Source organism: Neotamlana laminarinivorans (genome assembly GCF_020523925.1).
Taxonomy (GTDB): domain Bacteria; phylum Bacteroidota; class Bacteroidia; order Flavobacteriales; family Flavobacteriaceae; genus Neotamlana; species Neotamlana laminarinivorans.
This window is the reverse complement of record NZ_JAJAPW010000002.1, coordinates 585,651-597,470: the sequence shown is the minus strand read 5'-3', so window position 1 is coordinate 597,470 and position 11,820 is coordinate 585,651. Positions and strand designations below refer to the sequence as shown.

The following is an 11,820-nucleotide window of genomic DNA, read 5'->3' as shown; positions in this document are numbered from 1 at the left end:
ACAATGAAATATTTACAATTAATTTTAGTAACCCTACTTTTAGCATCTTGTGGTGGAAACAAGAACCAATCTGTAGATGATGTAATTGCTACAAACGATTTAACGGCAATACGTAAAAAGAAATCTGAACTAGATGCAAAAGCACTCGAAATATCAAATCAATTAAAACAAATTCAGCTTAAAATTAAAGAACTAGACCCTCAAGAAAAAGTACCTTTAATTACCACTTTTACTGCTAAACAAGAAGAATTTATTCACTACGTGGAGTTACAAGGTAGCGTAGATACAAAACAAAACTTAATTATTTTCCCAGAATACTCTGGTGTACTATCGCAAGTTTATGTAAAAGAAGGACAAAAAGTAAGTAAAGGGCAAGTTTTAGCTAGAATAGATGATGGTGGCTTAAGCCAACAACTAGCACAACTAAAAATACAAACTGCCTTATCTAAAACTACTTTCGAGCGTCAAGAACGATTATGGAATCAAAAAATAGGAAGCGAAATTCAATATTTACAAGCAAAATCTAATTACGAAGCACAACAAGAAGCTGTTAATCAATTAGAAAAACAAGTAGCCAAAACTACAGTTAGAGCGCCATTTTCAGGAACTATTGATGATGTAATTACCGAACAAGGATCTGTTGTTGCTCCAGGACAATCACAATTATTCAGAATTGTAAACCTAAACAACATGTACATTGAAACCGATGTACCAGAACGTTACATTTCAGATATTGTAGTTGGTAAATCTGTAAAAGTAGATTTTCCTATTTTAAATAAAGTAGTTGATGCCAAAGTACGACAAGCTGGTAATTTTATTAATCCAGCAAACCGAACCTTTAAAGCAGAAATTGGCATTCCTAACAAAGACGCTTCAATAAAGCCTAACTTAACTGCAAAAGTTAAAATTAACGATTACACAAGCCAAAATGCTTATTTAATTCCACAAAGCATTATTTCTGAAAATGCTAGTGGAGAGCAATATATTTATGTTGTTGAAAACATAAACGATAAAAACGAAGGAACAGCCAAAAAAGTTATTATTAAAACTGGTAAAACTCAAGGCGATGTTATAGAAGTGCTTTCAGGAGTTGAAAAAGGCACAAAAATAATTGCCGAAGGTGCAAGAAGCGTTAAAGACGGCCAACTTGTAAAGGTAATAGATACTAAAAACGATTAATCAAATTAATTACCGATTAAAAAATTATGACTGATCAAAATAAAAAAGTCAATAAAGAGTTTGCGTTGTCCTCTTGGGCAATCAACAATAAAACCACAATGTATGTGCTTATTGCAGTTATATTTTACTTAGGTATTTCTGCGTTTTTCGATATGCCTCGTGAAAACTTTCCAGAAGTGAACGAAACCAAAATATACGTAAGCACCGTATTTCCTGGTAATACCGCCGAAGATATTGAAAAGCTAGTTACAGACCCTCTAGAAGATAAATTAAAAGGCGTTAGTAATGTGGTTGAGATCACCTCAACCTCATCCGAAGATTATTCAATGGTAATTGTTGAGTTTAACGAGAATATTACCGTCGAACAAGCCAAACAAAAAGTAAAAGACGAAATAGAATCTGAAACCTCTGGCGAGGATTGGCCAACATTTAACGGTGCAAAAGTTGAGCCTGATGTTTTTGAGCTCAGCCTTTCTGAAGAAATGCCTATTCTAAACATTAATATTTCTGGAGATTATACCATTGAAAAATTAAAAGAATACGGAGAATTTCTTCAAGATGAAATTGAAGATTTATTAGAAATCAAAGAAGTAGCCATTCGTGGTGCTCAAGAAAAAGAAGTTGAAGTAGCCGTAGATATTTACAAAATGACGGCTGCAAAAGTAACTTTTAGCGATATTATTAACGCTATAAATGGCGGCAACGTAACCATGTCTGCCGGAAACATAAAAACTAGTGGACAGCGAAGAACTATTCGTGTTCTTGGTGAAATTAACTCGCCATCTGAATTAGAAAACTTTGTAGTAAAAGCCGATAATAATTTTCCAATTTACTTAAAAGATGTTGCAACAGTTACTTTTCATGAAGAAGATAAAACAACATTTGCTAGAGAGTACGGCCACCCAGTGGTAATGCTTGATGTAAAAAAACGTGCAGGAACAAACATGGTTGATGCTGCCGAAAAAATTGAGGTTATTGTTGCTAATGCTATAGAAAACGAGTTTCCTCAAGATTTAGAAGTTACAATTACCAATGATCAATCTTCGGTTACTATTGGACAAGTAGATGACTTAGTAAACAACATTATTTTTGGAGTAATTTTAGTAGTAACCGTACTAATGTTTTTCTTAGGTTTTAAAAATGCCATTTTTGTAGGTTTTGCTATTCCAATGTCTATGCTTATGTCGCTTATGATATTAAATATGTTTGGCATAACCTTAAATACCATGGTGCTTTTTGGTCTAATTATGGGTCTTGGTATGTTAGTAGATAATGGTATTGTTGTGGTTGAAAACGTTTACCGCCTAATGGACGAAGAAGGTATGAGCCGCATTGAAGCCGCTAAAAAAGGGATTGGAGAAATTGCTTTTCCAATTATAATTTCAACAGCAACAACTGTTGCCGCTTTTATTCCGTTAGGTTTATGGCCAGGAATTATGGGTGAATTCATGAAAATACTACCTCAAACATTATCCATTGTATTAGGTTCATCTTTATTTGTTGCCATTTTCTTCAACTCGGTTTTAGTATCTAAATTCATGAGCACCGAGGATAAAGACATGCCTTTAAAAAACATAATTTACCTAACCTGTATTATGGGTGTTATTGGTATTCTTGTCATGATTGTTGGCGGTAGTTACAGAGCATTTGGTAGCGTAATGGTATTTACCGCTATTATGCTTTGGGTTTATCGTTTATTTTTACGCAAATGGTCTAATTATTTCCAAACAAAAACACTTGTTGTTCTAGAAAATTTTTACGAAAAACAACTTCGTAATGCGTTTAAAGGTAATAGACCTTATTATTATTCCATCGGTACATTTATCTTATTAATTATATCTTTTATAGCTTTTGGTGCTTCATTAGCATCGCAAAGAACTAGCGTAGAGTTTTTTCCAGACAACATACCTAATCAAATTATTGTTTACATTGAATACCCTGAAGGTACAGCTATCGAGAAAACAAATAGCATTACTAAAGAAATTGAAAACATAGTTTATAATGTTTTAGATGATAGTCAATATAAAGATGGCGACTACAATTTTATGGTAGAAAGTGCAGTATCGCAAGTTGGTGAAGGTGCAGGAAACCCACAAACCGATGGTGGTTCGGCTGCAGAAATGCCACATAAAGCTAAAATTACTGCATCAATGCGCGAATTTAAATATCGCGAAGGTGAAGACAGCGAATTATTACGCCAAAAAGTACAAAAAGCCCTAGTTGGTGTTTTTCCAGGTGTTTTAATTTCGGTTGAAAAAGATGCTGCCGGCCCTCCTGCGGGCGCTCCTATTAACATTGAAATTGAAGGTGAAGATTATAACGAGCTTATTAACGTAGCCGAAAATATGCGCGAGTTTATAAACAGTAAAAATATTGCTGGTATAGACGAGCTTAAAATTGATGTAAACAAAAATAAGCCTGTAATGCGTGTGGTTGTAGATCGTGAAAAGGCTGGTGAGTTAGGTGTTAGTGCATCACAAGTTGGGCAACAGTTGCGTAATTCTATATTTGGCTCTAAAGCTGGTATTTATAAAGAAGATGGCGAAGATTATGATATTTACATTAGGTTTAATGAAGAAAACCGCTATAATACAAGTGCACTTTTCAATCAAAAAATAACTTTCAGAGATATTTCAACAGGGCAAATTAAAGAAATTCCGGTTTCTGCTATTGCCCATGCCGAAAACACTGCTGGTTTTAGTGCTATTAAACACAAAGACACCAAACGTGTAGTAACCGTTTATTCTGCACTTGCTCCTGGTTTTACAGACGCAGCAGCAGTTGTAAGCAAAATACAAAACGAAATGCAGGGGTATAAAAATATGCCTGAAAACGTTAACGTAGATTATACCGGACAAATTGAAGAACAAAACAAACAAATGGCCTTTTTAATGGGAGCTTTCTTTACTGGTTTAGGCTTAATTTTCTTCATATTAATTTTCCAATTCAATTCTATTTCAAAACCAACTATTATCATGATTGCAATTTTCTTGAGTTTAATAGGTGTGTTTGGAGGTATAGTAGTTACTGGTAGCGCCTTTGTTATTATGATGACAATGGTTGGTATTATATCGCTTGCAGGTGTTGTAGTAAACAATGGTGTTGTTCTGCTTGATTATGCACAATTATTAATTGACAGAAAAAAAGTAGAACTTAATTTAGATGAAGAACAATACTTAAATGCACACGACTTATACGAGTGTATTGTAAAAGCAGGTAAAGCCCGTTTACGCCCAGTTTTACTTACAGCTATTACAACCATTTTAGGATTAGTACCGCTAGCCATTGGTTTAAACATTAACTTCTTTACACTATTCTCAGAATTTAATCCGCATATATATATTGGTGGAGACAATGTTGTTTTCTGGGGGCCACTTGCTTGGACTGTAATTTACGGTTTATTTATTGCAACATTTTTAACGCTAATTATTGTACCGTTACTATTTTTCTTAACCACTAAATTAAAAATGTGGTTATTTAAAGATAGAGTTGCGAATTACCCAACCGAGGAAGTTTTTAACATGGATAAACGTATTGAATCTGTAGACTAACATATTAAAACTCTATATTTTTAATCCCTATTAAAAATAGCGATTAATAGCAGGAAAGCCTCAAAATAAATTTTGAGGCTTTTACTTTTACCATAAAAAAAACCGAAGCTTAAAAAGCTTCGGTTTTTAAATATATTTCTGTATTTCTTTTTTTACTTACCCTTATTGGCTTTTTCAATGTATTTTTCTAAGGCCATAGTCATAGAAGGTGTTTCTGGTGTTGGCGCCGATATATCTACACGTAAACCTTTTTCTTCTACAGCTTTAATAGTTGTGTTTCCAAACACCGCAATTCGTGTATCGTTTTGTTTGAAATCTGGAAAATTTTTGAATAATGATTCAATTCCAGACGGACTAAAAAACACAAGCACGTCGTAAGTTACATTTTCTAAATCAGATAAATCACTTACCACAGTTTTGTAAAACGTAGCCTGCTTCCAATCTACACCTAAAGCATCAAGCGTTTTTGGTACTTCTGGTTTTACCTTATCTGTATTGGGTAATAAAAACTTTTCGTCTTTATATTTTTTTATAAGTGGTGTAAGCTCAGAAAAAGTACGTTTACCAACATAAATTTTACGCTTTCTGTAAACCACGTATTTTTGAAGATAATAAGCTACAGCTTCACTCTGGCAAAAATACTTTAAAGTATCTGGTACTTTATAACGCATTTCTTCAGCAACTCTAAAAAAATGATCAACAGCATTTCTACTGGTTAAAATAATAGCTGTATAATTACTTAAATCAATTTTTTGATGTCTAATCTCTTTTGCAGACACACCTTCTACATGTATAAAAGGCCTAAAATCAATTTTTACACGCTGTTTTTCTTGTAAATCAAAGTAAGGAGAGTTCTCTATTTTAGGTTCTGGTTGAGATACTAAAATGGTTTTCACTTTCATATTAAGCGCAATTAAATATTGTTATTAACTAAAATCACCTTATATAAAATTACATAGGGTGCAATTTCAAGTGCGCAAAGATACAAAATAAAATAGAATAAGTTATTTTTTATTACACTTTGATAGGTTTTAAATGAAGCAATTAGCCCTATCAAATTAATAATTAACAATAAAACTATTATTACATAAAATGTATTTAATGTTGGCTTAATTGTATAAAGCAAAAGTGCGTTTATTGGCAGTAGAATTAAACCGAAAAAATTTTTTATTGATATTTTTTGAAAAATGTAAAAATCTATAAGCTTATCTATTTCAAAAACACTTGCAAAAAGCCTCTCTAACAAAACTTTAATTAGTATGAAAGCCATAACTCCAATAGCTAGCTTTACCATTAAATTAATTGAAACAGTAGTACTATTGGTTTTAAATTGATAAAATATATTTAAAAATACGGCTAATGATATAACTAGGTTACTAAAAAGTAAGCTATCAAACTTATCTAGAAACTTTTGGTCTCGCGAATATATTTTTAGATATTTATTATTTAATAAAACTATTATAAAATCTTCAAACCGCTTTGGCGAAACCAATCTTGCTGCAGCAACAACTAAAAAACCTATAGTTAATAAAATAGTAAATAATTCGTTCGAAACAACTTCTCTAATCATGGTATAAAATTAGCACATTTTTTTTGATTGATTTTATTAAGGAAAATTTAAAAAAAATAAAATATGAATAGCTTACATTTGCTAAAATTTATTTGAAGTTAAGTAATACAATATGATTGGGGCTGTAGTAATTATTCCTACCTATAATGAAATTGAAAATATTGAAGCTATTATTAGAGCCGTTTTTAGTCAGTCGAACGATATTCATGTACTTGTAGTAGATGATAACTCACCCGATTTAACAGGACAAAAGGTTAAAAGTTTACAACAAGATTATCCTAATAAACTATTTTTAGAAACAAGAAATAAAAAATCAGGATTAGGCACCGCATACATTCATGGTTTTAAATGGTGTATTGCCAGAAATTACAATTACATTTTTGAAATGGATGCCGATTTTTCACACAACCCAAAAGATTTACAAAAACTTTACAATGCCTGCTACCAAGATGGTGCATACATGTCTATAGGTTCTCGTTACGTAACCGGTGTAAATGTGGTTAACTGGCCAATGGGCAGGGTTTTACTTTCGTATTTAGCATCAAAATATGTGCAATTTATTACAGGCATGAAAATTCATGATACAACTGCTGGTTTTGTTTGCTATAAACGTGAAGTTTTAGAAACTATAAACCTTGATAAAATTAAATTTATTGGATATGCTTTTCAAATAGAAATGAAATTTAAAACCTACTTAAAAAAGTTTAAAATTACCGAAGTTCCTGTTATATTTACTGACAGAACTAAAGGCGAAAGTAAATTAAGCGGAGGCATTATTTCTGAAGCTATTTTTGGAGTAATCTCAATGAAAATAAAAAGCCTGTTCACAAAATAAAACAACATGACAACCACGCAAACAACCCTCATAAAAAATGCTAAAATAGTAAACGAAGGTACTATTTTTAGTGGCGATGTACTTATCGAAGGCGAATTTATTACTAAAATTGACAGTTCAATTAGTGCAAAATCGGCCGATGTAAAAATTATTGATGCCGAAGGAAAACATTTAATTCCCGGAGCAATAGACGATCAAGTGCATTTTAGAGAACCCGGTTTAACACAAAAAGCAAACATAGAAACCGAAAGCAAAGCAGCTATCGCTGGTGGCATTACTTCATTTATAGAAATGCCAAATACCAAACCACAAACAACAACCCTAGAAAAACTTGAAGAAAAGTTTGCCATAGCTGCAAAATCATCTTATGCAAATTATTCATTCATGTTTGGAGGAACTAACGATAATCTAGATGAAATTTTAAAGTTAGATGAAAAAGCCGTTGCTGGTTTAAAATTATTTTTAGGTTCATCCACAGGAAATATGCTTGTAGATGACCCTGAAGTTCTAGAAAAAATATTTAAAAGTACCAATTTAGTAATTTCTGTGCACTGTGAAGATGAAGGCACCATAAAGCAAAATCTTGAAGCTCATATAAAAAAATTTGGAGACGATATCCCTATTAAATACCACCCAGTAATTCGAAGTGAAGAGGCTTGCTACATATCATCATCTAAAGCTATAGAACTTGCAAAAAAAACAGGAGCTCGATTACATGTTTTTCATCTATCAACAGGTAAGGAAACCAAATTGTTTTCAAACAAAATTCCTTTAAAAGATAAAAAAATTACAGCCGAAGTTTGTATTCATCACCTATGGTTTACAGATGAAGATTATGATAAAAAAGGGACTTTTATTAAATGGAACCCAGCTGTAAAAACCGCAAAAGATAGAGATAAACTATGGGAAGCTTTATTAGATGATCGTATTGATGTTATAGCAACAGACCATGCTCCACATACTTTAACCGAGAAACAAAACGTTTATACTAAAGCACCTTCTGGAGGCCCACTAGTACAACACGCCTTACCAGCTTTATTAGAAATGCACCATAAAGGTAAAATATCTATTGAAAAAATTGTAGAAAAAATGTGCCACAATCCGGCTATTTTATTTCAAGTGGAAAAACGTGGTTATATAAAAGAAGGCTTTTTTGCCGATTTAGTTTTAGTAGATTTAAATAACCCATGGACGGTAAATAAAGAAAATATTTTATATAAATGCGGTTGGTCGCCTTTTGAGGGCTCAACCTTTAAATCTAGAATTACCCATACCATTTTAAATGGAAATTTAGTATATCATAACGCCAAGTTTAGCGATATTAAACATGGTAAAAGATTAACGTTTAACCGATGAATTTAAAAGCTCTTTTATTATTTTTCTGTATAATTTGTTTTGCTATTTCTTGTAAAAAAGATCGTGGACCAGAAAAACCAGACAATCTACTTTCTAAACAACAAATGGTAGAAGTTCTAATTGATGCTAAAATACTTGGCTCTTCAAGTTCAGTAGACAAAAGATTAATGAGAGAACACGGAGTGGACATTAAAACCTACGTTTACGAAAAACATAATATTGATAGCTTACAATTTGCATTAAGCAACAACTACTATGCTTTTCATTTAGAAGATTATAAAACCATTTACGAGATGGTTAATGATAGCTTAGAAGCTTTAAAAACAAAATTTAAAGAACAAGAATCTAAGGAATGGAAAGAATCTACAAAACGAGAGGAAGATTCTCTTAAAAATTTAAACAAAACTAAAACGGAACAAAACAAAGATGTTAAGATAAACATTGCCAAAGACTCGCTATCAAAAACTAAAGATTCTTTGAGAGCTGTTCTTAAAAACAAGAAATTACCAAAAAAACAATAATAAAAACCTATTATATTAATCTTTAACATATGCATTACCAACACTGGTAATAGTTTCATTTATAGCTTTAAATTCATAGTTTAAAGCTTTTTTTATTTTGTTGCTACTATAAAAAGTTTCTGTGGTTAAAGACTGTACTAAGTGTTTTGTTAACTGCCTACGTTTTCCTGTAAATTTAGTTAAAAGCCAATCTAATCTCCATAACATATTTAGCAACCATGGTTTAGCAACTTTTTTAGGTGGTTTTGCTTGAACTGCTTTAGCTAGGGTTATTAAAAAATTTTTATAAGTCCAATTTTCTGCCACAAGTATGTATCGTTCTTTACTAATCTTGCTCTCCATAAGTTTAATCATAACACTAACAACATCGGTTACCGCAACAATACCAACAGTTCCAGAAGTGTAATATGAAATTCCTTTTTTAGCACGTTTAAAAAAACTACCTGTACCGTAATGCCAAATACCAGGTCCAATAACTAATCCAGAGTTTACAATTACAGCATTTAACCCTTCTTGTGTGGCTCGCCATACTTCCATTTCACCACCATATTTGGTTATGGCATAAACACTATTATCTGCTTCAGGATTGTAAATACTATCTTCAGTAATTTTCTTATTCTTCAACTCATCACCTAATGTAGCTATAGAACTTACGTAGCAAAATTTTTCAATATTATTAGCTAAGGCCAAATTAACCATATTAGAAGTACCTTCAATATTACTTTTTTTAAGCGCGTAATATTTGTTGGGTTCAAAACTTACAAAAGCTGCACAATGGTATACAAACTTAACGTTTTTATAAGCCTCTGTTAAAGCAGGAATATCTAAAATATTGGCTTCAACCCATTCAATTTTATTAAAAACTGCATCAACATTATCTGTATAACAGGAAAATACAGCTTTAGTGTTTTTAAACTTATTCTTGTTTCTATAAATGGCACGTACATTTTTATTCTCATTTACCAACTTAAAAAGTAAATGTGCACCAACTAAACCAGTTCCGCCTGTTACTAAAATCATATAACGAATGTAAAGAATTATTAAGATTTAAAGCGTATTTATAAGCGTATTTTTATATTTGCGATAGTTTTAAAAAATTGAAGAACATGGTAAAGAATTTTGTTGAGGAATTAACTTGGAGAGGCATGATACAAGACATTATGCCAAACACCGAAGAACATTTAATGGAAGCTATGCGTTTGGCCTATGTTGGTATAGATCCTACAGCAGATTCTTTACACATTGGCCATTTGGTTGGTGTTATGGGTTTAAAGCATTTTCAATTAGCTGGCCACAAACCTGTTGCACTTGTTGGTGGCGCCACTGGTATGATTGGCGATCCTTCAGGAAAATCGGCCGAACGTAATTTATTGGACGAAGCAACTTTAAGACATAACCAAAACGCTATTAAAGAACAATTATCTCGTTTTTTAGATTTTGATAGCGATGCTGAAAACGCCGCATTAATTGTGAATAATTACGATTGGATGAAAAACTTTTCGTTTTTAGAATTTATTCGCGATGTTGGTAAACACATTACTGTAAATTATATGATGGCTAAAGATTCGGTAAAAAAACGTTTATCGTCTGAAGCTTCTGTAGGTATGAGTTTTACCGAGTTTACTTACCAACTAGTTCAAGGGTTTGATTTTTTACAACTTTACCGCGAAAAACAATGTACTTTACAAATGGGTGGTAGCGACCAATGGGGAAACATTACTACCGGAACAGAATTAATTAGGCGTATAGATAGCGGCAAAGGTTACGCCCTAACTTGGCCACTTATTACAAAAGCCGATGGTACTAAATTTGGAAAAACCGAAGGCGGCAACATTTGGTTAGATGCTAACCGTACATCACCATACAAATTTTACCAATATTGGCTTAATACAAGTGATGTTGATGCCGAGAAATACATAAAAATATTTACCTTTTTGAGTAAAGACGATATTACTGCTTTAATAGAAGCGCACCAAGAAGCACCGCATTTACGTATTTTACAAAAACGTTTAGCCGAAGAAATTACTACAATGGTACACTCTAAAGAAGATTTAGATAATGCTGTAAAAGCGAGTAATATTTTATTTGGAAAATCGACATCTGAAGACTTAAAAGCCCTAAACGAGCAAACCTTTCTGGATGTTTTTGATGGCGTACCACTTACACAAATTAACAAGGAAGATATTGATAACGGACTAGACATGATAGCTGCTTTAGCAGAAAAAGGCAACTTTTTAAAATCAAATAGTGAGGCTCGTCGTGCTTTAAAGGAAAATTCAATTTCTGTAAATAAAGAAAAAGTAAAAGACGATTACACACTTACAAATACAGACTTAATAAACGATAAATTTGTATTGCTTCAACGTGGTAAAAAGAATTACTTTGTACTTCAGGTAATTTAAATCATTTACATATAAGGATTTTCCATTCGTTAAATATAAGTTTAAATCTACTCTACTACACCTATAAGTTAGCGTAGTTATAATAGTATAAAAATAATAATGTTTATTAACTGCTCTACCTTCAACAAAGGTTATTAATTAAGCCAAACTAAGGCCATTACTTTTAAAGGTGGCTATAAAATTTTCATAAGTTAAAAACAATAAAACATCCATCTATAATATTTAAACTTGACTTACCTACTAACGATGTTCATCAAATTAACACTCACCTATAAAGTGATGAAGAAACCATTAATTTACTGCTTAACCTGAACAGTAAAACGAAGCTTTTGTTTAAACATCCACATTACAATTGTAAAGCCAGAACCTTAAAATAGCGTAAATAAATTATAAATGGTTTAACGCT

General features: G+C 32.0%; 9 protein-coding genes. 6 read left to right on the top strand and 3 right to left on the bottom strand.

The window, feature by feature from the left end; translation table 11 throughout:
- Positions 1-3: 3 nt before the first annotated feature.
- Complete coding sequence (locus LG649_RS06410; RefSeq protein ID WP_226542395.1) at positions 4-1,179, top strand: efflux RND transporter periplasmic adaptor subunit; 1,176 nt, start codon at positions 4-6, stop codon at positions 1,177-1,179.
- A 26-nt stretch (positions 1,180-1,205) separates the two neighbouring features.
- Complete coding sequence (locus tag LG649_RS06405; protein WP_226542394.1) at positions 1,206-4,730, top strand: efflux RND transporter permease subunit; 3,525 nt, start codon at positions 1,206-1,208, stop codon at positions 4,728-4,730.
- A 152-nt stretch (positions 4,731-4,882) separates the two neighbouring features.
- Here LG649_RS06405 and LG649_RS06400 read toward each other — a convergent pair whose 3' ends face one another.
- Positions 4,883-5,632, bottom strand: a complete 750-nt coding sequence (locus tag LG649_RS06400; protein ID WP_226542392.1) for a uroporphyrinogen-III synthase — start codon at positions 5,630-5,632, stop codon at positions 4,883-4,885.
- An 11-nt stretch (positions 5,633-5,643) separates the two neighbouring features.
- Positions 5,644-6,300 carry a DUF4271 domain-containing protein gene (locus LG649_RS06395; protein WP_226542390.1) on the bottom strand — a complete coding sequence of 219 codons (657 nt, stop codon included), beginning with the start codon at positions 6,298-6,300 and terminating at the stop codon, positions 5,644-5,646.
- 112 nt (positions 6,301-6,412) lie between these two features.
- On the opposite strand from LG649_RS06395, the gene LG649_RS06390 reads away from it, so the two are divergent.
- From LG649_RS06390 to LG649_RS06380, 3 genes are read left to right on the top strand one after another with little or no spacing between them, the layout of a single operon-like run.
- A complete protein-coding gene (locus tag LG649_RS06390; protein WP_226542388.1) occupies positions 6,413-7,135 on the top strand; it encodes a polyprenol monophosphomannose synthase in 723 nt (240 codons plus the stop codon).
- 6 nt (positions 7,136-7,141) lie between these two features.
- The gene (locus LG649_RS06385) at positions 7,142-8,491 is read left to right on the top strand and encodes a dihydroorotase (protein ID WP_226542386.1); all 1,350 of its coding nucleotides are present in this window, start codon (positions 7,142-7,144) and stop codon (positions 8,489-8,491) included.
- Positions 8,488-9,012: a DUF4296 domain-containing protein gene (locus tag LG649_RS06380; protein WP_226542384.1), complete on the top strand. Its 525-nt coding sequence runs from the start codon at positions 8,488-8,490 to the stop codon at positions 9,010-9,012. The genes LG649_RS06385 and LG649_RS06380 overlap by 4 nt, the downstream gene beginning before the upstream one ends.
- A gap of 15 nt (positions 9,013-9,027) precedes the next feature.
- Here the strand turns inward: LG649_RS06380 and LG649_RS06375 are convergent, their stop codons facing one another.
- Complete coding sequence (locus tag LG649_RS06375; protein WP_226542383.1) at positions 9,028-10,032, bottom strand: NAD-dependent epimerase/dehydratase family protein; 1,005 nt, start codon at positions 10,030-10,032, stop codon at positions 9,028-9,030.
- 86 nt (positions 10,033-10,118) lie between these two features.
- Here LG649_RS06375 and tyrS point away from each other — a divergent pair, with 86 nt between their 5' ends.
- The gene (tyrS, locus tag LG649_RS06370) at positions 10,119-11,414 is read left to right on the top strand and encodes a tyrosine--tRNA ligase (RefSeq protein WP_226542381.1); all 1,296 of its coding nucleotides are present in this window, start codon (positions 10,119-10,121) and stop codon (positions 11,412-11,414) included.
- Positions 11,415-11,820: the final 406 nt, after the last annotated feature.